Origin of the sequence: Mucilaginibacter sp. (genome assembly GCF_039925265.1) — a bacterium.
GTDB lineage: Bacteria > Bacteroidota > Bacteroidia > Sphingobacteriales > Sphingobacteriaceae > Mucilaginibacter.
In genome coordinates, this window is sequence record NZ_JBDSZG010000030.1 from 1 (window position 1) to 22,748 (window position 22,748).

At 42.6% G+C, this 22,748-nt stretch carries 27 protein-coding genes; 21 read left to right on the forward strand and 6 right to left on the reverse strand.

Translation table 11 applies throughout. The features are described from left to right. The first annotated feature begins 278 nt into the window (after positions 1 to 278). Together istA and istB are read left to right on the forward strand one after the other, a co-directional pair. On the forward strand, positions 279 to 1,826 hold the full coding sequence (istA, locus tag ABIX36_RS13745; RefSeq protein ID WP_348082737.1) for an IS21 family transposase: 1,548 nt from the start codon (positions 279 to 281) through the stop codon (positions 1,824 to 1,826). A gap of 15 nt (positions 1,827 to 1,841) precedes the next feature. Continuing rightward, on the forward strand, positions 1,842 to 2,573 hold the full coding sequence (istB, locus tag ABIX36_RS13750) for an IS21-like element helper ATPase IstB (RefSeq protein ID WP_348082738.1): 732 nt from the start codon (positions 1,842 to 1,844) through the stop codon (positions 2,571 to 2,573). A gap of 141 nt (positions 2,574 to 2,714) precedes the next feature. Here the strand turns inward: istB and ABIX36_RS13755 are convergent, their stop codons facing one another. Beyond that, positions 2,715 to 3,380, reverse strand: a complete 666-nt coding sequence (locus tag ABIX36_RS13755) for a hypothetical protein (RefSeq protein WP_348082739.1) — start codon at positions 3,378 to 3,380, stop codon at positions 2,715 to 2,717. Positions 3,381 to 4,037: 657 nt separating this feature from the next. On the opposite strand from ABIX36_RS13755, the gene ssb reads away from it, so the two are divergent. From ssb to ABIX36_RS13820, 13 genes are all read left to right on the forward strand, one after another. Further along, positions 4,038 to 4,439, forward strand: a complete 402-nt coding sequence (ssb, locus tag ABIX36_RS13760; protein ID WP_348082740.1) for a single-stranded DNA-binding protein — start codon at positions 4,038 to 4,040, stop codon at positions 4,437 to 4,439. A 43-nt stretch (positions 4,440 to 4,482) separates the two neighbouring features. Then, on the forward strand, positions 4,483 to 5,541 hold the full coding sequence (locus ABIX36_RS13765) for a DUF932 domain-containing protein (protein WP_348082741.1): 1,059 nt from the start codon (positions 4,483 to 4,485) through the stop codon (positions 5,539 to 5,541). A gap of 45 nt (positions 5,542 to 5,586) precedes the next feature. Further along, on the forward strand, positions 5,587 to 6,258 hold the full coding sequence (locus ABIX36_RS13770) for a hypothetical protein (protein WP_348082742.1): 672 nt from the start codon (positions 5,587 to 5,589) through the stop codon (positions 6,256 to 6,258). A gap of 4 nt (positions 6,259 to 6,262) precedes the next feature. Continuing rightward, complete coding sequence (locus ABIX36_RS13775; protein ID WP_348082743.1) at positions 6,263 to 6,742, forward strand: hypothetical protein; 480 nt, start codon at positions 6,263 to 6,265, stop codon at positions 6,740 to 6,742. Positions 6,743 to 6,746: 4 nt separating this feature from the next. Continuing rightward, positions 6,747 to 7,337: a PRTRC system protein E gene (locus tag ABIX36_RS13780; RefSeq protein WP_348082744.1), complete on the forward strand. Its 591-nt coding sequence runs from the start codon at positions 6,747 to 6,749 to the stop codon at positions 7,335 to 7,337. 17 nt (positions 7,338 to 7,354) lie between these two features. Beyond that, complete coding sequence (locus ABIX36_RS13785) at positions 7,355 to 7,573, forward strand: PRTRC system protein C (protein ID WP_348082745.1); 219 nt, start codon at positions 7,355 to 7,357, stop codon at positions 7,571 to 7,573. A gap of 50 nt (positions 7,574 to 7,623) precedes the next feature. Continuing rightward, complete coding sequence (locus ABIX36_RS13790; RefSeq protein WP_348082746.1) at positions 7,624 to 8,736, forward strand: hypothetical protein; 1,113 nt, start codon at positions 7,624 to 7,626, stop codon at positions 8,734 to 8,736. Next, a complete protein-coding gene (locus ABIX36_RS13795; RefSeq protein WP_348082747.1) occupies positions 8,733 to 9,458 on the forward strand; it encodes a PRTRC system protein B in 726 nt (241 codons plus the stop codon). Before ABIX36_RS13790 ends, ABIX36_RS13795 begins: the two co-directional genes overlap by 4 nt. Continuing rightward, entirely contained in the window at positions 9,455 to 10,276 is an 822-nt protein-coding gene (locus ABIX36_RS13800; RefSeq protein ID WP_348082748.1) for a PRTRC system ThiF family protein, read from the forward strand. Before ABIX36_RS13795 ends, ABIX36_RS13800 begins: the two co-directional genes overlap by 4 nt. Before the next feature lie 29 nt (positions 10,277 to 10,305). Beyond that, positions 10,306 to 10,503 carry a hypothetical protein gene (locus ABIX36_RS13805; protein WP_348082749.1) on the forward strand — a complete coding sequence of 66 codons (198 nt, stop codon included), beginning with the start codon at positions 10,306 to 10,308 and terminating at the stop codon, positions 10,501 to 10,503. 22 nt (positions 10,504 to 10,525) lie between these two features. Beyond that, positions 10,526 to 10,756: a hypothetical protein gene (locus ABIX36_RS13810; protein ID WP_348082750.1), complete on the forward strand. Its 231-nt coding sequence runs from the start codon at positions 10,526 to 10,528 to the stop codon at positions 10,754 to 10,756. Positions 10,757 to 10,763: 7 nt separating this feature from the next. Beyond that, positions 10,764 to 11,885 carry a hypothetical protein gene (locus tag ABIX36_RS13815; RefSeq protein WP_348082751.1) on the forward strand — a complete coding sequence of 374 codons (1,122 nt, stop codon included), beginning with the start codon at positions 10,764 to 10,766 and terminating at the stop codon, positions 11,883 to 11,885. Between the two features lie 421 nt (positions 11,886 to 12,306). Further along, complete coding sequence (locus ABIX36_RS13820) at positions 12,307 to 12,957, forward strand: hypothetical protein (protein WP_348082752.1); 651 nt, start codon at positions 12,307 to 12,309, stop codon at positions 12,955 to 12,957. 22 nt (positions 12,958 to 12,979) lie between these two features. Here ABIX36_RS13820 and ABIX36_RS13825 read toward each other — a convergent pair whose 3' ends face one another. Next, positions 12,980 to 13,198 (reverse strand): helix-turn-helix transcriptional regulator, encoded by a 219-nt coding sequence (locus ABIX36_RS13825; RefSeq protein WP_348082753.1) that lies wholly within the window; start codon positions 13,196 to 13,198, stop codon positions 12,980 to 12,982. 169 nt (positions 13,199 to 13,367) lie between these two features. On the opposite strand from ABIX36_RS13825, the gene ABIX36_RS13830 reads away from it, so the two are divergent. Beyond that, positions 13,368 to 13,628 carry a hypothetical protein gene (locus ABIX36_RS13830; RefSeq protein WP_348082754.1) on the forward strand — a complete coding sequence of 87 codons (261 nt, stop codon included), beginning with the start codon at positions 13,368 to 13,370 and terminating at the stop codon, positions 13,626 to 13,628. A gap of 166 nt (positions 13,629 to 13,794) precedes the next feature. Further along, complete coding sequence (locus ABIX36_RS13835) at positions 13,795 to 14,349, forward strand: hypothetical protein (protein ID WP_348082755.1); 555 nt, start codon at positions 13,795 to 13,797, stop codon at positions 14,347 to 14,349. Between the two features lie 26 nt (positions 14,350 to 14,375). Here the strand turns inward: ABIX36_RS13835 and ABIX36_RS13840 are convergent, their stop codons facing one another. The 3 genes from ABIX36_RS13840 to ABIX36_RS13850 form a co-directional block, all read right to left on the reverse strand. Next, the gene (locus tag ABIX36_RS13840) at positions 14,376 to 14,672 is read right to left on the reverse strand and encodes an STAS-like domain-containing protein (protein ID WP_348082756.1); all 297 of its coding nucleotides are present in this window, start codon (positions 14,670 to 14,672) and stop codon (positions 14,376 to 14,378) included. Positions 14,673 to 14,701: 29 nt separating this feature from the next. After that, complete coding sequence (locus ABIX36_RS13845; RefSeq protein ID WP_348082757.1) at positions 14,702 to 15,628, reverse strand: ATP-binding protein; 927 nt, start codon at positions 15,626 to 15,628, stop codon at positions 14,702 to 14,704. Positions 15,629 to 15,986: 358 nt separating this feature from the next. Next, positions 15,987 to 16,466, reverse strand: a complete 480-nt coding sequence (locus ABIX36_RS13850) for a hypothetical protein (protein WP_348082758.1) — start codon at positions 16,464 to 16,466, stop codon at positions 15,987 to 15,989. A gap of 394 nt (positions 16,467 to 16,860) precedes the next feature. On the opposite strand from ABIX36_RS13850, the gene ABIX36_RS13855 reads away from it, so the two are divergent. From ABIX36_RS13855 to ABIX36_RS13870, 4 genes are all read left to right on the forward strand, one after another. Further along, a complete protein-coding gene (locus ABIX36_RS13855) occupies positions 16,861 to 17,019 on the forward strand; it encodes a hypothetical protein (RefSeq protein ID WP_348082759.1) in 159 nt (52 codons plus the stop codon). 169 nt (positions 17,020 to 17,188) lie between these two features. After that, positions 17,189 to 20,395 carry a SusC/RagA family TonB-linked outer membrane protein gene (locus tag ABIX36_RS13860; protein WP_348082760.1) on the forward strand — a complete coding sequence of 1,069 codons (3,207 nt, stop codon included), beginning with the start codon at positions 17,189 to 17,191 and terminating at the stop codon, positions 20,393 to 20,395. Positions 20,396 to 20,413: 18 nt separating this feature from the next. Beyond that, the gene (locus ABIX36_RS13865; RefSeq protein ID WP_348082761.1) at positions 20,414 to 21,796 is read left to right on the forward strand and encodes a RagB/SusD family nutrient uptake outer membrane protein; all 1,383 of its coding nucleotides are present in this window, start codon (positions 20,414 to 20,416) and stop codon (positions 21,794 to 21,796) included. Positions 21,797 to 21,821: 25 nt separating this feature from the next. After that, entirely contained in the window at positions 21,822 to 22,409 is a 588-nt protein-coding gene (locus ABIX36_RS13870) for a thioredoxin-like domain-containing protein (protein ID WP_348082762.1), read from the forward strand. 50 nt (positions 22,410 to 22,459) lie between these two features. On the opposite strand, the gene ABIX36_RS13875 is transcribed toward ABIX36_RS13870, so the two are convergent. After that, positions 22,460 to 22,747, reverse strand: a complete 288-nt coding sequence (locus ABIX36_RS13875; protein WP_348082763.1) for a hypothetical protein — start codon at positions 22,745 to 22,747, stop codon at positions 22,460 to 22,462. Position 22,748 lies beyond the last annotated feature (1 nt).

Genomic DNA, 22,748 nt, shown 5'->3' on the forward strand with positions numbered 1-22,748 from the left:
TGGATATTCCGCTCCATAGTATACCAGTGATTCCGCTACAAAAGGGACCAGTGATTCCGCTGCAAAAGGGGCCAGTCAAAAGATAAGAGGTTGCTAAAAGATCACCGGGAAAGGATGTTTTTTCCATCGGTCAGCGTGTAAAAGGGCTGACATTCCGGCAATAGTATACCACTTATTCCGCTCCAAAGTATACCACTAAGCAGGTTAACCTGCCGTTAATCATAGGTTTGATCAGGTCACACTAATCACCAAATGGAATGGCAAATAAGCTGCTTAATATGAATAAAGTACGACAACTGCTCCTGTTTTTGGAGCGTGGAGCTTCACAAAGATCAATTGCACGGGAAACGGGCACCAACAGGAAAACCATTGCTAACTACCTGGTTAAGTTTGCTCAAACGGATTTAAGTTTTAGCGAACTGCTGGCCCTGGATGACCGTAAACTCGACGAGATCGCAGGAATAAGCAAACCCCTGGCGGAAGAAACAGATCCCCGCAAGGTTCACTTTAACAGCCTGATCGGGCTCCATACGCACGAGTTGGCCAAAGAAGGCGTTACCCGTTTATTGCTTTGGGAGGAATATATTAAGGATTACCCGGAGGGCTTTCAGTATTCCAGGTTCTGTGAGCTTTTACAGGAACAACAGAAGCTGAACAGCGCGACCATGCACTTTGAGCACCAGCCGGGTAAACTACTGCAAGTGGATTTCGCCGGTGCACCGCTGCATTATGTTGACCTGTCTACCGGCGAGGTGATCGCCTGCCCGGTGTTTATTGCCGTGCTTCCCTATAGCGGCTATGGCTATGTAGAAGCCCTGCCTAACGCCAGACTACCCCAGGTAGTGAAAGCGCTCAACAACACACTGGATTACCTTGGCGGTGTGCCATTGGGGGTTAAGTCGGACAACATGAGGCAGTGGGTATCCAAGACCTGCCGGTATGAACCCCAGTTCACCGAAATGCTCCAGCAGTGGTCAAACCATAACCATATCGCTTTATTCGCTGCCAGGGCTTATAAACCCAAAGATAAACCGGCGGTAGAGGGTCTGGTCAGGATCACCTATATGCGCATTTACGCCAAGTTAAGGAACGAAACGTTCCATAGCCTGGCTGAACTCAATCAGGCCATATGGGCCAAGCTGGACCAGCATCACCAGATCAACTTCCAGAAGAAGACTTTTAGTCGTCAGGAGTTATTTACCGGGCAGGAAAAAGCCTTGCTGCAACCCATGCCCGAAACCGCATATTACATCCGTCACTATACCAAAGCGAAAGTTCAGAAAAGCTACCATGTCCTGGTCGGAGAAGACTGGCATTACTACAGCGTGCCGTTCCGCTTTATCGGCAAGGAAGTACGCCTCATCTATTGCCAGGACACGGTGGAGATCTATTACAGTGGCCAGCGCATCGCCCTGCATAAAAGGGATTACCGAAACCATAAGTACACGACCATCACAGAACACATGCCCGCCAGCCATCAGGCTCATTTGGTGACCAGGGGCTTTAGCTCGGCATATTACCTGCAAAAGGCAATGGAGGCCGGGCCCTGTACCCATGCCTTTTTTCAAAAGCTCATGGACAGCAAAAAGGTTATTGAACAGTCCTATACCTCGTGCCTGGGTCTGCTCAGGCTGATCAGTGCCTATGGCCCGGTGCGGATGGAGGCGGCCTGCGCGCGAGGATTAAGCGGCAGCAAGTTTAGCTATACCGCCATTAAAAACATCCTGGCCAACAATATGGACCTGATGGAAGAGCAAATTACCAAAGAATACCGCATCCCCATTCATGTCAACTTAAGAGGCCCGGAGGCATACAATGAAAACTAAAAATAAGTAAATCAAATGAACACACAAAACACTTTAGACCAGCTGAAATCGCTTAAACTAAGCGGTATGGCTAACCGGTATGAGGCAACACTATTGCTTCCCGTACATGAACTCCAGGACGTACACTCCCTGATCGGTATGCTCACCCAAGCCGAGATAGAGTACCGTGACCATGCCCGCACACAAAAGTACCTCAACTACAGCAAGCTCCGGTATCATGCCTTACCTGAAGATATTCTCTGCACACCTGACCGGGGAATCACCCGGGAGCAGGTGCTCAGATTATCTGATGGGATGTTTATCGCCAAAGGAGAAAATGTATTGATCACCGGTGCTACAGGTTGCGGAAAATCCTTTCTGGCTTGTGCCCTGGGGCGCAGTTCCTGCCTGCTTGGTTACCGAACCCTTTATTACAGCATGAACAAGTTTCTGGAATCACTGGCCCAGGCCAGGCTGGACGGCACCTATCTCAAATGGATCAGGGCTATCTCCGCTAACAAGCTTTTGATATTGGATGACTTCGGGCTAAAGGCATTATCTAACGATTCCAGGATCGCCTTGCTGGATATCCTGGAAGACAGGTATGGTAATGGCTCTACCATCATCACATCACAGCTGCCGGTAGATAACTGGTATAACTTTATTGATGAGCCAACGCTTGCCGATGCGATCATGGACAGATTGGCAGCTTCTGCGCATAGAATTGCTTTAACGGGTAAATCTATGCGGAATAAGAAAAATCACTAAGTTTACTGCAAATCACACTGCTTAGTGATGATGGAGCTTTGACTGCTCGTTTACACCTTAAAATGCTGGCCCCTTTTGCAGCGGAATGGTGGTATACTTTCCCCGGAATAATCATCCCATCTTGAATAACGACTGCAAAGATTAAACTGTTATAAACTGCTCGTCTACGCTGTAAATAAAAAATATTTCCCTCTTATCATCCGTTTGAAGCAGATTAACCTGCTCGAAAACAAACCCGTTGCCAATTTGATCATGGTACTCACTTGTCATTAGCGAAACGCATTCCCTATAAAATACCAGTTCATTCCTATATTGACCTTTGATTGCCATTGCAAGGGCCGGAAAAAGTATAACTGGATCAATCTGAGCAATATCGAATACTTCTTCCCAGCGATGCTTATGGATTTCATAGGTCAGGTGTTTGAAATCCGCATACGATTGTTGCTTGTCATAATCATATTTTTGCGGATTATCATAAATGGCCAGCTGTTTGTCCCATATCATTTCCCAGGCGCGGTACAGGTCGATGATAAAATTATCCGGGTCGATCACAATTTTTTCGGCTACAAAAATGTTCCAGATTGCAGCCGGTAGTTCAATATAGATCAAACTATGATCGATGTCGAAATAGCTTTTATAGGTCGCCATTAGATCGTTGAAATGAGATACCTGGTAAACATTACCTCCAAACTGTACAAGCATTTGGCCGTCCTTTGACCTGATATCAAAAGTATTTGGCTGTACCATCGCATACTGACCAAAAGCTTCGGCATATAAATTGAGTGGTAATTTGTTGGTTCCCGACATTTTAATGGACTTTGTATTACAAAATTGCAAAAAAAAGGATAAGCTACCAACCAATATAGTTCTGATCAATATAACCAATATTCTCCAATTTAGCTAAACACTACCCGGCACGCTTAACACACCTTTTTGATAATGTTATGGCTAATGCCTCGGAATACCAAATAGCATCCTGCTTTTTTTCTCATGGCATCCCCTTCGGGCGGGCTTTCCGCTATATCTTCTATCGAAGGATACGCTTCCAATCCCTGATGCTTCCCCCCACACCACCTCCCTTTTTAACACCATTTATTTTCTTTTGAGCCGTCACATATCTCAAAGCTTGAGTTCCTTTCTCCATGTCTTTTGAAACACTGATTGCCTATGGCTCCAATGGCATTTTTTAATTAAATCAATAATTTTTTCAGTCGAAACGGGTAAAAAGCGCAGCTAAAATCAATCCCGGAGCTGTCGTTGGGTTTGCAAGAGACTACGGCATAATGAAAAGCTCGTATCCTCGCTTTTCACCCTGCGGGACTTATTCCGTTTCCTCTTGCCCACTGCCGGGCTTTAAGATTTGCTTTCTTTTTTCCCTTTTTCTTTTGAAAAAAATCATCCCAAAAGTCACGGCGAGAAAAGGAAAACGAAACAAAATAATTATTCATTAAAAAATTAAAAATTATGCTATTCACAGGACGAGTAACCGCAAACGCAGAGTGCAAAGCGGTCAAAGGAGACAAACAGGTAATCAATTTTACCGTAGCCATCAACCAAAGATGGAAAAACAAGGCGGGCGAAAAACAGGAAAAAACCACATTCATTGATTGCGCTTACTGGCGAAATTCTGGCATTGCTGAATACCTCACCAAAGGCGCGGTTGTAGAAATTCAGGGCTGGATGGAAGCACAAGCCTACCAAAGCCAAACAAAAGGGTTGCAGGCGAGATTGATTTGCACCTGCGACACTATCAAGCTTTTTTCGCTGACCACTCAAACAGGACAAAAGGCGGACAAAAAAGAAACTGCAAAGGAAGTTGCAGGAGCAACAGGTACAGGCAAGGACGAAGACGATTTGCCATTCTAATTATTAGCAATCCTATTTATTTCAAAATCAAAATTAAAACATCATGGCACACAACATCAATTTCAACGAACAGACAGGACAGCACAGTTTTTTTAGCGTAAAGGAAAAAGCATGGCACGGATTAGGGCAAATCGTAGCAGACTACCCCACCAGTAAGGAAGCATTAGCTTTTGCAGGGCTTGATTACGAGGTTATCAAATCACCCTTATTTACCCAAAGCAGGGCAATGACAGTTGGCAACGCAGGGGAATTAATAGCAGGTATGGACATTGCCGTTCCTAACTATTATGCCACCATGCGCACCGATAACAATACCGTATTGGGCGTAGTAGGCAGGGATTACAGTATCGTACAGAACCGTGACGCATTCAGCTTTTTTGATGCTATAGTTGGCGGGGACGGGATGCAATACGAAACCGCAGGGGCTTTAGGCAACGGCGAACGCATTTTTATTACTGCTAAACTCCCCGGCTATATTCGTGTAGGAAACGACGATTTTATTGAGAAATACCTTTTTTTGACCACCTCGCACGATGGCTCGGGTAGTATCACCGCAGCATTTACCCCGGTTAGAGTTGTCTGCCAGAATACCCTCGGTGCTGCACTTCGTAACAGCTCCAATACGATCAAAATCAGGCATACCGCCAACGCAGAGGACAGGTTGAAAGAAGCCCACAAGGTTATGGGCATATCTAACAAAATGGCCGATGAACTGGATGGCATCTTTAACCAGTGGACTAAGGTACGCATCTCTGATAAAGAGGTAATGAGCCTGATCCAACAGGCAATGGCACCGAGCAAGGAAGTGCTGAAAAGCCTGAAAACAGGTGAAGAATTGTCCACCGTATTCAAAAATATCTGTGATAACGCCTTTATGTACGCTATGGCAAGCCCTACCCAACAGACCGAAACCACCAAAGGCACTTTGTTTGGCGCATTCAATGCAGTAACGGGCTACTTCCAGAATGTCAAGGAATACAAGGACGATGAAGCCAAAGTAAAATCCATCATAGGCGGTACGGGACAACTGCGCACACAGGCTGCATTTGATTTATGTACCAGCTATGCCAAAAGCGGAGCAGAAGCATTGACCCTCAACTAACATTCAATAGGGGGAGCGATCCCCCTCATTTTAAAATCATAACAGATGAAAACGATAACACTTAAACTATACAGTTTCAAGGAACTTACCAAAGAAGCCAAAGAAAAAGCCCTCACCACTTACCGGGACTTAAATATTGGCTTCGACTGGTGGGAGCATGAATACGAGGACTTTATCGAATTGGTTTCCCACCTCGGCATTGCCGTAGATAAGGACAGTATCAAATTCAGCGGTTTCTATTCGCAGGGTGACGGCAGCGCATTTTCCGCAAAGGTGGATTTCTCCAAACTTTTTAACGCCATCGCCCAACAATCATGGAAAGACTATGCGCCCCAACAGGAGTTCCCGTTCCAGTTGCCGACCATTGACCGCAGGGTACTGGAATTGGTCAAAAATGGCATCCTGCCCAATGAACCGCAAATCATAGGGAGGCAAAAGCAATACGATGTAACCGTGGATTTGGGGATTTATGTCGTTAACGAAAACGGCAGAAACCACGAACTGCTATTCGAGGAACTGGATAACCTCGAAATAGGATTGCGGGACGTGGCGAAACACCTGAACCAATACCTCTACAAGAGCCTTGAAAACCAATACGAGTTTTTGATAAGCGATACCGCTGTTATTGAAACCATGGTGGCGAACGAATACCTGTTTACTGCGGACGGCAGGTCGGCTAACCATTTAATTAACCTGAAAAACAACCCTAAAAATTAAAATTATGGCAAACTGGTGCAGCAATATGGTGGAATTTACCACCAACGACAAAGATAAATTAACCGCCCTGCAAACGCTATTTGAAGAAATGGCAGCGAAAGAAAAGGTAACGGAACACGGGCAACTTCCCCCGTCCAGTAAAGGGGATAGGGACTGGCTGTTTCAAATCCAATGGGATGGTGACATCCTTTATTATGAAACAAAATGGTCGCCGAACGTGGAGGTTATACAGGAAATAGCAGAACACTACGGAGTTGGTTTTCGCTTTGATTATTCGGAAACAGGCAACGGCATCTATGGGCAGTACACCTATGAAAATGGGGTATTGATAGATACCTGTTTGGAAAACGAAGACTTTGAACAATATAGCTATAACGAGGAAACGGACGACTATACATTCGAGGGGGAAACCTACGAAGCCGATTACGACATCCTCGAAATATTACTGGAGAGAAAGAAACAAAACGCCAACACTAAAAATTAAGAACATGAAAACGAACTTTTTTGAACATATAGCGACCCTGAACACCCCCGGCATTTGGAAACTGGCGATACAGGTAGATGCCAACGGCAACTTTACCGTATCGGAACTCTTTACCGCCCTGCATTGCGGGGACAATGCTGCCAAACTGATTATCCCCATGAACCTGTGCGGGACTGCACAGGATTTGGACGAAGGATTTTTTGACAAGGTGACCGAAGCCCTGCCTAAGACCTCCGAACTGTACACCAATATGGAAGCCCACCTGAAAAGCGTGGAAGCAGCCAAGACCGCCTCAAAAATGGAACAGGATAAGAAAAATAAGGAAAAGGCAAAAACCGCCACTACGGGAACTACACCGAAAAACGAGACAGACCAAGAGATACCCGAGCTGAAAGAGGACAAGAAAAAGAAGTATGAGGGCATTATGAAAAGCATTGCGGAACTGAACGACCGCTGCAAATACGAGGAAGCCCTCGACCTGCTGCCAACTGTGGAAGAATACCCCGAAAAGGAAAACGAACTCAAAAACAAACGGGCAGACCTCAACCGCAAAAAAGACCTGATGGCGCAAGCCACCCTGACATTTAATTCATAACCCTAAAACGTAAAGCCATGTTAGTCACAAAATTATTACCACGCATATTCATCCACTCCGAGAACGGACAGAAGATAAGACTGACCGACCCCAACGAGGAATTTAGCCCCGAAGCGGTTTGCAACCACTACGCCAACTTGTACGCTATCCTCAATAACGCCAAAATATCAGGCCCCGAGATCAATAACGACTGCCGGGAGTACGAGTTCGTATCGACCATCGGCACAAAAGGCTAAAAGATGAAAAAGGAAGATAAAGCACGCATCAAAACAAGAAACCCGCAGCAATGGAAACTACATCAGCAAATCGCACAATTCGCCCAAGACCTCGACAGGCTACCCGATGCACGGGAGGCAAGACTGAACAAACCACGTTCAGCCCCGCAGCACCTGCTGCCGATGGTTTTTTAAGGCACAGCTTTTTGCAGATGTACCAACCTGCGGAAGTATTGCCGGAACGCAAAGCAACCGAGCGGGATTTCTTTAAATCCCTCTCTTTTCTGAAAAAGCACTACGGTATGGACGTCACTAACCTGCGCAGCTTGCCCTATCCCTATAATATATTATCCGCAGAAAAGGAGGTCAACAAGCAGCTGAAAGTAAAGAACCGTTACCGGGAATTGCTGATAACCGAACAGGAGGACGGATGTACCTGCCTGTCCGTTAAGGAAAGTTTCGCCCGTGACTTCGGGCTGTATTACATCCCGGTGATGCCCCTTTACCAATTATGGAAGAACAGGGCGCAGAAAAAATGCGCTGAACTGCTCACCGCCGTTTGCGCTTACCTCTATATCAGGGCGGGGGTAGAAAATTATCGTGACGGGGACAATTATATGGCTTATACCTATGATATACTGAAAGACTGGATAGAAGACGATAAGGACAGTTTGGACAAAGCCGAATACCGTGCAAAGAAAAAAGCCCTGAAGTCTGCGGAAATACAAGGGGATTTTATACAGGCCAAAATGCTGCAAAAAGACACGCTGACAGGCTTTGAGGCATTGGCAAATGCTTTTATACCGAAAAGTACCTACGAAACCGCCTGTCTTCAACTTGCTAAAAAAACCTTAAAACTGTCGGCAGCCTATACCCATAACCACCTGTACCTGCATTGCAGCGAGCCAATAACAGATGAAAAAGAGGACGATTATTACCGGGATGATAACATCATCCGAATGACGGAATACATTTCCTTTATCGGGAGCGGGGACGATGCGCTGAGTGATGATGTATTCAGCATGGTGAACACGGACTTTAACGAACGTCCATCGTTCCAGGAGCCGGAACTCGTTACCCACTTTAACGAACCCAAAGGCAAATATGCCGATGACCTGAATTATGAATGTGAGGTCTTTGAGATCATCGACGACCTGTGTACCCTTTTATACAAAAAACCATGAAAGACTTAACCAACATCTTCGGACACCTCCATTTACCTGTAAAAGCGCTCGTGATCTACCAGCGTGAGAAAAAGGGTTACGATGATAAGAGCGACTATTATGTAGAAAGCTTCGATATGGACAAACAGGGTTGCCCCATCAACGGGCATCCTTTATCCATCAGAGAAAGCAACGCCTTAGCCAAAGCCCTGCAAGCCAGTCAAAAAAAAGCGTTGGGTTTTCTCAACCCGAAAGGTTTGCTGCCTCCAAACATCCTTTACCTGAAAAGTACCGTTGACGGCTATGCCGTATGGCGAACCGAACCGCAGCACGTTAAATTGCTGTTCACCGAAAGCCTCGGCATCCCCTCGGAAACCGCAGCGATACCCGCATTGATTTGGAGGGCAAGCCGAAACGCCTTGCAAATATTCGCCATCAAAGACGGGGTGGTAAGCGAAGAAACACCGCTTTGCCATGCCCCGTTCTTTAATGTGTATGCGGACGGCAGGGTTTGTATGGGCAATGTACAAATCGGTATCCCCAAAGACTGCGGTTTGGAACAGTTCATAAACCTATGGCAGGACTACTTTTTTAACAGCTATTTCAGCCACCTGTTTGGCGGCCATTCTCCAGTTACAGGCAATATCGTGCAACTATGGCAAAGCCTCTGCGCCACCAAAGCCAATTTTCCAACCGAAGTATTAATTGAAAACCGTTACCAACTCAAAAATCTCATCCAATGAACACGATAACACCCGTACATATCGCCCACAAATATTTAGGCAACCCAACCAACCCCGTAACAGTGAACCTTATTGGCACAGGCGGGACAGGCAGCCAGATGCTCACCTGCCTTGCCCGTATCCATCAGGCCATGCTTGCCCTGAACCATCCCGGCCTCCTAGTGTATGCTTATGACAATGATACCATAAGCGAGGCTAACCTCGGCAGACAGCTTTTTGCCGAAGCGGAAATAGGCTTGCACAAAAGTGTGGTACTCATTAACCGTATCAATCGTTTTTTCGGGACGAATTGGAAAGCGGTAACAGAACTGTATAATGAAGACCTATTACCCCAAGCCCCTAACGGGGGCAAAGCCAACCTCTTTATTACCTGTGTCGATACGGCTAAAGCAAGGTTTGAAATTTCCGAAATACTGGACGGCTTCGGAGAGCGCAATAACTATGACCGCAATCAGCCCTTATACTGGATAGATTTGGGCAACAGCCGGGACACAGGGCAGGTCGTTTTGTCCACCATCGGCAAACACAAACAGCCGGAATCTGAAAAGTTTGCGCCCGTAGGTAAGCTGCCGTTTGTAACGGAGACCTTTAAAGACCTGCTGGAAATGGCTGATACCACCGACAATACACCGAGCTGTTCCCTTGCCGAAGCCCTCACCAAACAGGACTTGTTCATCAACTCGAACTTAGCCAATATGGGGGCATCCCTGCTTTGGCAACTGTTCCGGGAGGGGTTGCTCTTTAACCGGGGCTTTTTTATGAACCTGCATGATTTCAGGGTGCAGCCTATCAAGGTTGCGCTTCCTTCAATTCCATAAATTACAGACCGACAATAGAATAAACTACTATGAAAATCAGTGACCTGAATGGAAAAATTATCGAAATAGACAATTTACCGCTTGCTATTATGCAAGCGGACGACTACCGCCATTACCAACATACCGACCCCGCCTTTCGCTCATTTGATGAAAGGCAACAGGCGTATTGGGAGGACGTTTACCAAAAACTGTTATCCCTGCAAAGTGCAGGTGAGGCCAGGCTTTAACAACAACACTAAAAACTCGACCATGAAAACATTCATCTATTTTATCGGCACCTGCTTCATTTCTACAGGTGCTTTATTAGGGGCTTTGAACGCAAAGAACCCGTTTCCCGCCTTTGGGATAGCCTTTGGCCTTTGGGCGTTATTCTTTTGGGGATGGAACAGGCGCATAAAGAAAGCGGAGGAAATACGAAACCGGGAACGCCTGTTTGAAGAATACCTGCGCTCCATGATGCGGGAATGCAACCAAAAGTAATAAGGCTATGGTAAAGTTCAAAGCGGGCATTGTCATGACCCCAAGGCAAAAAGCGGAGTTTGACCGGATGAACGCCTTACCACGAAAACCATCGGGCAAGGTGGAATACTATTATAAACCGCAGACCAAATACCCGCCACGGATATATGTGTTCATGCACTCGGAAATTTGGTGCGACCGTAATCGCCGTCCGATGGGATTATACAACGCCATGCCATTTTTGACCCGCCCAATGAACCGGGAGGAAATTGAATATCACCATTTCGACATCCGTTTGTGTTACCACCAGTACGAGGATTGGGAGAAACTCATCTATGCCGAGGAACAGGAAGCGGATGAGCTGGATAAAGAAAACCCCGGAACGGGAACAATATTTTTAGCGCAGCTTAAAAGCTACGGGGAGCGTTATCCTATCGGAACATCCCAAAACCAGCTAACCGTAGCGAAGCCGGAGCAAATGGAAAGTGAAGAAACCCGCTATATACGGAAACTGATACAGCACGGTCAGGAATACACGGCAAAGCAAGTGACAGAACTGATGCGCGCCGAACAGGAGGGTGGCAAGCGGATGTCCATCCTGATCCTGCTACGTGAACTGTATAAGAACTTTGAAAAGAGCGATAAAATACCGATCACTCCCGAACTGATCGAACGTAAAGTCTTTCTGTCACAGGAGCGAACCCGAAAGAACTTCGTCAGACGGGTGTATAAAAAGAACAAGTTGTTTGCACTGGAAGAAATCCATACCCGTTATCCCGGCTATAGTGAACAGCAGCTAACCATCGACCTGAAGCAAAAAACAAGTAAGGTCAAGGCGCACAAAACTAACCCGGTACTTGACCTGCGCCGTTGCCAGTTGGAAAAACTGGCATTTAAACTGAAGGGCGCAACCGATGATGAAGAATACCATGATACCTGCTGTAAAATGGTCATGTTGCAAAATGCCCACGACCACCGCCTGCCAATACCCCTGACCGTTAAATTACAGGGTGAGGTATTGGTCTATTCCTTTCACTGGAAAACAAGGGAACGGACAATTAAATCGTTTGTCGAACTGGCCAACACCAAGGGAATGACCCATGAATCATTGAAAGGCAAATACCAGGAGCTGTTACGATCCCCCCAATAATTTCTGAAAACTTCCCGGCGGCCCCGGCAAAGCCGGGGCCCCAACGTCCCCTGTCCATTTTTTCGTTAGGGGCTTTCCAGGACAGGAGGCGCTTCATTTGTTTTATGATTTTAAACGATGGCGGGTATTCTCTGAGGGTAGAACGAGATTCTATGGTGTTTGGTTGATTGATCGGGAATCTTATCAATGGTTTTTGATTGCTGTTAAAGATTTATAGCCAACTGTTGATATAAGTGGCTATAGTTTTATTTAACACTAAGTTAATATTGTCATAACAAGTCCATTTTTTATAAATTAGAAAATTTTGTCTATTTTAATTTATACGTTTAATTATTAATTAATGAGTTGGCGAAACTTCGCCGCAAAATAATACAAAGCCCCCTTTAGTCAGGAATAAAAATAAGGCCTAAACCTAATACCTATGAAAAAATCGAATCCAAACAAAAAGACGCGTAACAAAGCCCTTACCGACCAAAAACTGATCGATGCGGTTACAGAGATCTTCCAGAAGGAAGGACATACCGGACTGGGCGTGAATAAGGTCGCTCGGGTGGCCGGGGTACATAAAAAACACATTTACGATAACTTCGAGACGTTTGACCGGCTGGTCGAACAATATGTGATCAAAACAGATTACTGGATTTTATTTGGAAATAAAGTCCAGGAGGCGATCAATGAGAATGCGCCGGCAGATACCCAACAACTGATCAGCAGCATTTTAAAAAATCAATTCAAATCTTTCTACGAAGATAAGGATATGCAAAAGCTGATCCTTTGGGAGGTTTCCACAGATAGCGCCCTGATGCGCAGCATCCATAATACCAGGGAAATGACCGGCCAGAAATTACTCGAATTGACGGATGCTAATTTTGAAGGCACGGAAGTTAACTTTCGCGCCATAGCCGCTTTGCTCGTTGGGGGCATCTATTATACGATCCTGCATACCCGGTTTAACGGCGGTATATTTTCCGATATCAATATTTCTACAGAAGAAGGCCGGAGCGAAATGGTACGGGCTTTGGAAATGATGGTAAAATGGGCCTTTGATGCCGGTTCAAATCAGAAGAAATAGCCTGTTCCCAGCATCCTGCCCCTTATTTTTCTTCGAGTACGACACCCTGGTATATCGAAGTAAGCAATTCGCACGGGGGAACTCCAATAGACAAAGCAATTTTATACAATTCCTCCGCTGTTAACTTGGTATCCGCATTATTGGATAACTGGGTGAGACGTGATTTGCTGATTCCTGTACGACGGGAAACTTCAGCCTTGTTTACCGAGCGTCTTGATAAAAAAAGTCCTAAATCAGTCATTAATCTCTAAATTCTTTACAGTTATTTAGAATTAAAGTACACCTGTATAATCAATTCAAACAATTTCATTAATTTTGGATAGCATAACTATACACCTGTTTCGATTAATGAAACTATTTGCATTTTGGACATTCATTATTTTTGTTATATTTAAGCTAATCGATTAACAATGACTAACCAGGAAGATAAAACAGCTAACCCTAATTTCAATTCGCTTGGTGAAATAATGGGCTACTTTCACCAGGTGCCGTTTGAGCAGTTTAAGTCTGATTTGGATGAGTGGTTTCTGAAAAACGTCGGCGAGAAAGGGATCGACCTGGAAAACCTCAATGGGAACTGTACCAAAAACTTCCCTGTGGATCTGCAGGTACTTATTGAAAAAATATATGATCAGGGAGAGGCCTTACAGCGTAAAAAGGAGAAAGATTAAACTTTTCGCTTCGATTAACTGCTAACATTCTCGCAATTTTCTCGTTTCCTCTTTCTTTGGGCATAAACTAAGATGACTAAAGTCGCAAAAAGATGACTTAACCCACCACTTCGGATGAATAGCGAAGTTATTTTTGATAATCGTTATTCAATGATCTGATAATGCTATGAAATATTTCCCTTATGTCCTTTCTGTATTAAGCCTTGGATTTGTTCTTCAGGTTCGCGCGCAGCACCCTGTGCGTGTCGTGTCCGGCATGATCGCTTGGGATGATGGAACTTTAACGCCTAAAGAAAATAAGTACAAGCTTTTCACAGACAGCCTGGACCGCAATCTACAAACGCATCCCAAAGATACCACCAGCCTGTTTTTTCGTGCATTGCTTTACCTGCGCTTTAACAGCATCATAGCCAATCCAGACTTAAGCAGTACCAAGGCTACCAATAATCTGCGGACGGCTAAAGCGATGACGGACCGGGCGGACAGCCTGAAAATGAAAAGCTTTTATCTGAAAGTGTTGAGAGCCGAGGTCTGTAGGGAACTGGCCCGCCGATATGCCCCCGTTGATGTCTGGCGCTGTACTGACCAGCAAGCGGCGGAACGAAAAAAAAAGTACCTATATTATATGGACCTCGCCAATAAATATTATGACGAGCTGGCTGTGCTCGACAGCGAAAATGCCTATGATTATCAGAAATTAAAGGTTAAGAGCGACTATTAGAGGCCGTATACAGTTTCCTGGGATGGTTAATGGGCATGTATCGCCTGCAACCGCTCTTTAAAGGAATTGGCGATCACCGCTTTTATAAAAGGGGAGGCATTTTGAAAGGTAGTATGCTCCTTTACCACCGGCAGGTCGAAATGGATCATTAATTTGGCGAAGCATTCGTCGGCAAAGGAATTGGACACGATCTCTACACCGGAAAAATCAAAAACGATCCTTTCGTTTTTTTCGATCCCCTCAATGATCTGTTTACGCATAGCTGCGCCGGCCACACGGGTGGAAAGCTGTTTGCCGATATGTGAAAACTCGATGCGCATCATTTTAATTTATACAAAAATACAAAAAATCATTACCAAAGTTCGTTATCCTCACCAAAATACTTATCAATGAAAAAGTCATAATCGTCAGGTAACGTATGATGAACAGGCATAATGTCTTTATAATCGACCGGAACATCCGTGTTGATCCGCAGGGATACTAAGGTTCCTTTATAAAAATCGCCTTCCTGGACCTCATAATTTCCATGTGTGGCCAGCAGGTAATGATCGCCGGAGTAGATCAGCAGATCGCCGTCGTTCTTTAAAATAAACTGAGAGGTCGCAAATAATCCAAAGCCCAGTCCTTCACTATTAGTAACACCGCGTTGTATACAGAGATCAAGTGCTTCAGCTTCTGATACCTGTTGGTATTTGCTGTCGGGATGGGTAGTTAGCGAGTGGTGGATGCCATTTCCATTATCGCAGATCGTTAGCCTTATCTCCTGCTTGTTGGGATAATACTGGGCAGATACCCAGCCGCCATTTAAGCCGGAATGGACGATGATATTATCCATGATCTCCCCGAGGCAATAGAACAGTAATTGCAGGACCTCTTTATCAATGCCCCCGTTCTGATAAAGGATCATATTGAGCTCATCCTGCAACGAGTAAAGCGTTTCCCTATCAAAAGATTTTAATTCAATAAACCTGCCGGTGCTGTTGCGGCGGATAAAGTCTTCCTGGAAGGGAACGCCGATAAGGGCATAGAAGTTAATGCGGCTGGCGTAGGTACTATGACCGTCTATAGTAATTTGTACATCGATACCGATCTCACGTAAGTAATTGACTGCTGAGGCCGCGATCAACAGGCTGTCGGAATGCACCATATTATTGGACAAGGCGATAGTTAGGTTTACTGTGTCACCTGGGGATAATTGATAGACCGGTGAAAGAATACGGATAAGTTCCTGATGTATGATTGGCTGCGTAAAATTGATCGATAAGTGGAGTTCAGCCATGAATGAGATTGATTCGTGAATTGCTTCAAATTTATGAAATTAGGCTTTATAACGATTGATATCGTTACTTCTTTTAGGCCAACAGCAATAAAATCTTTCGACCGTATCTGCCAGGTATTCAGTAGCAATTATCGCAATATGGTGTGATATGCCGAGGCGTATTAAATTAAATTCATTGGTCGTTAAGTAACATTAATATTTTTCGTATAAGTCTTTGTTGACAATACCTTCAACAATTTCATAGTTTACTGCAAGTTCATAAGTACTTTTAATAAGGACAGAAAGAATTCCTTTTTGATTTGATCTTTAGTAGCCATCGCAAAAAGTTTTAGAATTAAACAATCTACAAGAGTAAGAATTAAAGTGTGACGTCTTTAAAAAGATTAGCAAAAAGCTCCCCCGGTTCCTTATCAGATGCCAATTCTATTAGATAAAGTTCATGTGACTGAATCTTTGACGAATCTAATTTTGTAAGACGGAGTAAACGATCTCTTTCAATTCCTGTTTTATAGGCTAAGTTGCTAAGATCATAATCTTCCAGAGAAAAAATTATTTTGCCGAGTTCTGTAGAATCTGCTCTTATTTTTGATGAGACGACCTTATCTATTGAATCTAATTTTAAATTTGGATATACTTCTTTCAATAACTGGTTAATTAAGTCTTTTGTGAATAAAGAAATCTTATAAAGTTCAATTGCTGGGATTGCCTTTGTTTCTCCACTCCGCATTTTCCTTACACTGTTAATAGGTATGCCGGTTATTTCAGATATTTCAACACTGTCTTTTCCCTTTTTTGTCAAATAAGGACCTAAAAAATTATCTGGCGCTTCTAATTTCAAAATTGCTTTTTTATTAAAAGTATTGAAGCGGTCTCTAAATGACGAGTGCGTAACAAAAACAATCATTTATTTAAAAATAAATTTAAATAAATGATTGTTTAGTATTATATTTGAATTTGATAAGAAGTTCAATGAACTGAAATTGATGTTAAAATATTCCCCCTTTTAGACAGGGTATTAATTAAGAGTCTCGGCTACCAAATTCTGACAATTACAGCCAACGAGACAATAGATTATGCCCATGACTATATTGTTGTACTTTTGTGTACACTATGGCGTCATGGGCTCTATTGTAAATCCGTTGGCAAGGCCGTCAGAAGCCTGGTAGTACGGTGTTTAGGGCCCATGGTGCCATAGTGCTTTAATATCAACGGGACTCGTATTTAAACGAGTAATGAAAACTAATACAAATTTTAAGCATATTGAAGAAGCTGAAGTTTTTCAAGTAATTGGAAAGGTTGACCCATTTTATAGTCTTAAGATAGTTGCCATTCCATCTGGCATAAGCCCCCAACAGATTTTATTTCCTCTTAAGCCCAAAGCTCCTATATAATTATTTTTAAAGCAGCCAAAGGATCAGTTAATAGTTAAATCTTTTTCTTCGGCTGCTTTTCCTATCAGCCCAATGGGCTCTCTTTCTTAGTTATAAAAAACAGCCTGCAAATCAGGTATGAAAAATTAATATCATAAATGATTTGCGGTTTAACACCCTCAAATTTTTTATGAAAAAAACTATACTTTATATAGTCCTGGCTATGCTTTGTCCATTTTTTAAGCTTTCGGCACAGGAAAATTTTGCTTTAAAAGGGCGGGTAACCGACTCTACAACAAATCATCCCTTAAAGGGCGCAACGATTAAATTACAGGGTTCACTGCTTTCAACTGTTACAGATGAAAATGGCAATTTTTCATTTGCGACAAGCGATAAACGTGGGATATTAATAATCAGCTTTGTTGGCTATGAAACCGCCAAAATAAACTTTATCGACGATAATGTTGGGCCTTTTAATATTTTACTTCACCCAGGTCAGAGCATTCTTAAAGAAGTAAGCGTTGTTTCAACCGGATATCAAACAGTTGCAAAAGAACGAGCCACAGGAAGCTTCGTCTATGTTGATAATAAACTATTAAATCGTAGTGTAGGAACTAATATTATAGACAGGCTGGATGGAGTAACTAGCGGATTGATTTTTAACAAGAATACTAATGGTGTTACCGATAATTCTTCAGCGATCGCAATTCGGGGCAGAAGTACGATTTTCGCAAACCCCAATCCATTGATAGTCATAGATAACTTTCCATATAGTGGGGACCTATCTTCAATAAATCCTAATGACGTACAATCTATTACCGTATTAAAGGATGCCGCCGCCGCGTCAATATGGGGCGCATTTTCAGGTAACGGTGTAATCGTCATTACCACAAAAAAAGGCAAATTTAACCAAGCACCCAAAGTCGAAATCAACAGTAGTATAACTATAGGAAATAAGCCTGATTTACGATATGCACCACAATTTTCTTCATCAAATTATATCAATGTTGAACAATATTTATTTAAACAGGGTTTTTACGATAACGCGCTAACAAGCACATCCTTTCCGATTGTATCTCCAGTTGTTGACCTGCTCGATAAAAGAAGAAACGGATTAATATCGTCAGCGGATTCTGCAAAAGCTATTAATCAGTATAAAGGACAGGATACGCGCGATGATGTGGCAAAATACCTTTATAGAAAGGCCGTTAATCAGCAATACAACATTAATATCTCAGGTGGCGGAAATAACAATCTATATTATTTCAGTTCTGGCTTCGATAAAAACTTAAACAGCCTCAACCGTAATGACTTTGATCGTATAAGTTTAAACGGATCTAATACTTATACACTTTTAAATAAAAAACTTGAAATAACTACTAACGTATATTTTACTAAAAACAAAACCGACAATAACGGTTTGAATTCATTAGGATTTTCCTATCCATATGTCAAACTTAAAGACCAGAATGGAAACGCAGCTAACGTGCCTTATCAATACAGACAAGGCTATATTGATACTGCAGGAAATGGCAACCTATTAAATTGGAATTATCGCCCACTTGATGAACTTGCTCTAAATGACAATTCTACATCCTTAACCGAGTATAGAATCAATGCGGCGGTACGGTACAATTTTTTTAAAGGACTTAACGCATCTGTCCAATACCAGTATGACCAGGGAAATTCGGATCAAAAAACACTATATGATGCGCAAAGCTATTACACCAGGAATTATATTAATCAGTTCACACAATATGATCCGGCTTCCAATACTTACACCAGACCAGTTCCTACGGGGAATATATTAGACCAGGCATATCAATCTTCTATTTCCCAAAACATACGTGCCCAAACTAATTATGATCATGAATGGAATAATGGGAATAGCTTATCGGTTTTAGCTGGAATCGAAGTCCGGGATATCACCACAAATTATACCAGTAATAGGATATATGGTTATGACGATTTAGGTTCAAGCGCAGCAATCGATTATAAAACTACTTATTTGTTAATGCCAACCTATTCGGTCAGCAATATAAGTTCCAACCTCTCCCATTTGGGTACGACCAACCGGTTCGTTTCCTATTTTACCAATATCGCGTATACTTTAAATAGCCGGTATGTATTTTCCGGAAGTGCAAGAAAGGATGAAGCTAACATATTTGGTGTAAATACTAATCAAAAAGGAATCCCTCTGTGGTCATTAGGGGCGAGCTGGGATTTTAGTAAAGAAAAATTTTATCGCTTAAATTGGCTTCCATATCTACGACTAAGAGTAACTAACGGCTATCAGGGCAATGTCGATAACTCCTTATCTTCTTTGGTGACAGCAACTATTGATCCTCAAACTATTAATAATTACCAGCAACCTTACTCCACATTATCAAATCCGCCAAACCCGCAACTCAGGTGGGAAAAGGTGAATATTACTAATTTCGGCGCAGATTTCGCATTTAGTCATGTTCTAAGTGGTAGTTTAGAATACTACATTAAAAGGGGAACCGATTTGATCGGGACCAGTTTGGTCGATCCGACAACGGGTGTAACCACTTTTACCGGCAATTCAGCAGATATGACTGGTAGAGGCATAGACGTTATTTTAAACACAGTAAACGTTAATGGAGTTTTCAAGTGGAATACTTCATTTTTGTTAAGTCATTCTACAGATAAAGTAACCAAATACCTTCTGAAACCTTCGAATGTCGACAATGCGCTCAGTTCAAGTATAAATCCAATTGTAGGCAATCCTTTATATTCATTATATGGATTTGAATGGGGCGGACTTGATGCAACCGGTGATCCTCAGATTTATTTGGATGGCAAATTAAGTAAAGACTATTCTGGTATATATAACTCCATGAATTTATCCAACCTTAAATATCAGGGTACTGCGAACCCTACTACATTCGGGAGTGTAAGAAATGATTTTGCCTGGAAACGTCTTACACTATCCGTTAACATTACTTATAAGTTAGGATATTATTTTAGACGGCCTTCTATAAACTACAGCAGGCTTTTCGCGGGTAATGCAAATTTCCCGGACGGTGATTTTAATAACCGATGGCAAAAGGCGGGGGATGAAGCAAAAACAAATATTCCATCAATGACCTACCCTGCTAATAGTTTAAGAGATCAAGTTTATTACTTCTCCAGCATTTTGATAGACAAAGGTGATCATATCCGGCTACAAGACATTAGCCTGAGTTATGACATTAATAAACAGCAATTCACCAAAATGCCGTTTTCGAATGTCCGGATATATGCTTACATCAACAACATTGGCATTCTTTGGCGGGCAAATAAGGATGGGATAGACCCGGACTATGTACCAAATGGTAATGCTATATACCCTAATCCAAGAACTTTTGCTTTAGGATTAAAAGCCAGTTTTTAAATAATTAATATCAAAAAGATGAAAAAACTTACTTATATATTTTTCGGACTTTTAATGTGTTCAATCTCATTTATATTGAGTTGTAAAAAGTCCTTTCTGGATGAAAAACCGGCAACAAATCTAAACGTACCCAGCTCTTTAAGTGATTTGCAATTGCTTTTGGATAATACGCAGGACATTAACCGAAGCCCGGTATTAGGCGAACTAGCCGCTGATGATTACTACCTGTCTTCAACTGCATGGGGCAGTTTAATAGCGCCATATCAGGCAAATTCCTACATCTGGGCGAAAGATATTTTTGCTGGAAACGGCCAAGTTTCAGATTGGGATGCTCCGTATGCTGAAGTTCTGACGGCCAATGTTGCGCTCGAACAACTAAGTAGGATCGACAGAAATTCAACGAATGGTGCGGATTACGATAACATTAAAGGTAGCGCGCTTTTTATGAGAGCATTTATATTCTTTGATTTAGCCCAGGTATTTGCTCTTCCGTATGACAAAACTACGGCCGGTGCAGATTTAGGCATTCCAATACGCTTAACGGCAGATATCAATGGCCCTTCAATAAGAGCAACTTTGCAGGCCACCTACGATCAGATCATATCCGACGTTTTAAAGGCCAAATCTTTGTTAACCGTCGGCTACGTGAAAAATTACTTTAATCGCCCTACTAAGGCTGCGGCCTATGGATTTTTATCCCGTATATATTTGAATATGAGGAACTATGAACAAGCGGGATTATACGCTGATAGCGCGTTATTATTGCACAGTACATTAATTGATTACAATCAAATAAGCAAAACGTCGAAATCTCCATTTCCATTGATCAATGATGAGTTACTTTACAATAACTATTTGGTAGGCAGTACGCCGACCATTTCAATATTTAGATCAGTTGGATATTCCATTGATACTTTGCTATACCGTTCCTATTCTACAAATGATTTACGGAAGGCTGTTTACTTTTCTATCAACGGCACTACGATCAATCAAAAAGGCGGCTATTCAGGTGGTAGAAATGTCTCTAATGAAATCGCAACCGACGAATTATATTTAAACAGAGCCGAATGTTATGCAAGAGCGGCAAAAAACGACAAGGCCCTGACTGATTTGAATGCACTTTTGTCTAATCGCTATAAAACGGGAACTTATATCCCATTTGTAAACCTATCCGGCCCTACGCTATTAAATACCATCTTAACGGAACGAAGAAAGGAACTTGTTATGCGAGGACTTCGTTGGAACGACATCCGGCGTTTAAATAAAGAAGGTTTTAATATCACGCTGACGCGAACCCTAAATGGAATAGTTTATGTATTGCCTCCAAACGATCCCCGTTTCGTTTTACCCATTCCTCCTGATGTAATTGCATTGTCAGGCATACAACAAAACAATAGGTAAGACATCATTTTAAAACGTAATTAACATGAAAAATATTCTTTTAACAGGCCTTATAGCCATTAATATATTCGGCTTTTCTTTTTCAAATACAAACGGACAAAACTCAACGGGCCCCACAATCGATTCATTCAATAAAAGGGATACGGCCAATTTAACAGATTTCGTCTTTAAAAACCACCTTAATAAAGATGTTCGTCTATCAGATTTTATTGGGAAGTTAGTTGTGGTTGATATTTGGTATTCCGGCTGCGGAGCATGTATAGAATGTAATAACGGGTTGAAAATTGTTCACGAACAATTAAAAAAAGAAAAAATAGTTTTTGTCAGCTTATGCGTTGATAAAGATTCGAAAATGTGGAAGTTAAGTATCGGAAAACAGCAACGTTCCAAACTCAATCCATGGGCAGGAAAATACCGTCCGGCTGAAGGCACAATAACATTGTTCACCGGAGGAACTGGATCAAAAAATGATTTCATACGGAAATATGTCCCTAAGAACTCATTTCCTCAATTATTAATAGTTGGGGTGGATGGGGATATTTTATCAACAGATCCGCCTAGGCCTGATCATCATCCTGAAAACTTAATCAGTTACTTAACTCTACATATGTAAATGGTAAAATAAAAGGGAAAGGAAATAGATTGTCCTTCCCCTTTTATTAATTAAGGAACAAGGCTATTGTCGCCTTTGGAATTTTGAACAAATTTTCCTCCTACTAAGTCATAGCTACATATGTTGGAACTCTGTTCACAACTGTAAGTTTGTCCGCTGATCATTGTATAATGACTGGAAGTTTGATCAGCAACGGTAACACCCCAAGGTTGTTGAGCTGCTTGATTATAATAATATGCCCCTGCAAATTTTGCTGATTTGGCGGTTGTAAATGCACTGAAGCCGATTGCCATTGCACCTACTAATAGGCCAAAGGCGATTTGTTTGAAGTTTTTCATT

What these genes read in the sequence shown, in the direction of transcription:
- ABIX36_RS13755 (WP_348082739.1), bottom strand. Translation starts at nt 3,380, where the DNA reads ATGTCGGGAACCAACAAATTACCACTCAATTTATATGCCGAAGCTTTT.
- ABIX36_RS13765 (WP_348082741.1), top strand. Translation starts at nt 4,483, where the DNA reads ATGGCACACAACATCAATTTCAACGAACAGACAGGACAGCACAGTTTT.
- ABIX36_RS13865 (WP_348082761.1), top strand. Translation starts at nt 20,414, where the DNA reads ATGAAAAAACTTACTTATATATTTTTCGGACTTTTAATGTGTTCAATC.
- ABIX36_RS13830 (WP_348082754.1), top strand. Translation starts at nt 13,368, where the DNA reads ATGACTAACCAGGAAGATAAAACAGCTAACCCTAATTTCAATTCGCTT.
- ABIX36_RS13800 (WP_348082748.1), top strand. Translation starts at nt 9,455, where the DNA reads ATGAACACGATAACACCCGTACATATCGCCCACAAATATTTAGGCAAC.
- istA (WP_348082737.1), top strand. Translation starts at nt 279, where the DNA reads ATGAATAAAGTACGACAACTGCTCCTGTTTTTGGAGCGTGGAGCTTCA.
- ABIX36_RS13815 (WP_348082751.1), top strand. Translation starts at nt 10,764, where the DNA reads ATGGTAAAGTTCAAAGCGGGCATTGTCATGACCCCAAGGCAAAAAGCG.
- ABIX36_RS13840 (WP_348082756.1), bottom strand. Translation starts at nt 14,672, where the DNA reads ATGATGCGCATCGAGTTTTCACATATCGGCAAACAGCTTTCCACCCGT.
- ABIX36_RS13780 (WP_348082744.1), top strand. Translation starts at nt 6,747, where the DNA reads ATGAAAACGAACTTTTTTGAACATATAGCGACCCTGAACACCCCCGGC.
- ABIX36_RS13835 (WP_348082755.1), top strand. Translation starts at nt 13,795, where the DNA reads ATGAAATATTTCCCTTATGTCCTTTCTGTATTAAGCCTTGGATTTGTT.
- ABIX36_RS13870 (WP_348082762.1), top strand. Translation starts at nt 21,822, where the DNA reads ATGAAAAATATTCTTTTAACAGGCCTTATAGCCATTAATATATTCGGC.
- ABIX36_RS13805 (WP_348082749.1), top strand. Translation starts at nt 10,306, where the DNA reads ATGAAAATCAGTGACCTGAATGGAAAAATTATCGAAATAGACAATTTA.
- ABIX36_RS13785 (WP_348082745.1), top strand. Translation starts at nt 7,355, where the DNA reads ATGTTAGTCACAAAATTATTACCACGCATATTCATCCACTCCGAGAAC.
- ABIX36_RS13790 (WP_348082746.1), top strand. Translation starts at nt 7,624, where the DNA reads ATGGAAACTACATCAGCAAATCGCACAATTCGCCCAAGACCTCGACAG.
- ssb (WP_348082740.1), top strand. Translation starts at nt 4,038, where the DNA reads ATGCTATTCACAGGACGAGTAACCGCAAACGCAGAGTGCAAAGCGGTC.
- ABIX36_RS13845 (WP_348082757.1), bottom strand. Translation starts at nt 15,628, where the DNA reads ATGGCTGAACTCCACTTATCGATCAATTTTACGCAGCCAATCATACAT.
- ABIX36_RS13825 (WP_348082753.1), bottom strand. Translation starts at nt 13,198, where the DNA reads ATGACTGATTTAGGACTTTTTTTATCAAGACGCTCGGTAAACAAGGCT.
- ABIX36_RS13770 (WP_348082742.1), top strand. Translation starts at nt 5,587, where the DNA reads ATGAAAACGATAACACTTAAACTATACAGTTTCAAGGAACTTACCAAA.
- ABIX36_RS13820 (WP_348082752.1), top strand. Translation starts at nt 12,307, where the DNA reads ATGAAAAAATCGAATCCAAACAAAAAGACGCGTAACAAAGCCCTTACC.
- ABIX36_RS13810 (WP_348082750.1), top strand. Translation starts at nt 10,526, where the DNA reads ATGAAAACATTCATCTATTTTATCGGCACCTGCTTCATTTCTACAGGT.
- ABIX36_RS13875 (WP_348082763.1), bottom strand. Translation starts at nt 22,747, where the DNA reads ATGAAAAACTTCAAACAAATCGCCTTTGGCCTATTAGTAGGTGCAATG.
- ABIX36_RS13775 (WP_348082743.1), top strand. Translation starts at nt 6,263, where the DNA reads ATGGCAAACTGGTGCAGCAATATGGTGGAATTTACCACCAACGACAAA.
- ABIX36_RS13860 (WP_348082760.1), top strand. Translation starts at nt 17,189, where the DNA reads ATGAAAAAAACTATACTTTATATAGTCCTGGCTATGCTTTGTCCATTT.
- istB (WP_348082738.1), top strand. Translation starts at nt 1,842, where the DNA reads ATGAACACACAAAACACTTTAGACCAGCTGAAATCGCTTAAACTAAGC.
- ABIX36_RS13855 (WP_348082759.1), top strand. Translation starts at nt 16,861, where the DNA reads ATGAAAACTAATACAAATTTTAAGCATATTGAAGAAGCTGAAGTTTTT.
- ABIX36_RS13795 (WP_348082747.1), top strand. Translation starts at nt 8,733, where the DNA reads ATGAAAGACTTAACCAACATCTTCGGACACCTCCATTTACCTGTAAAA.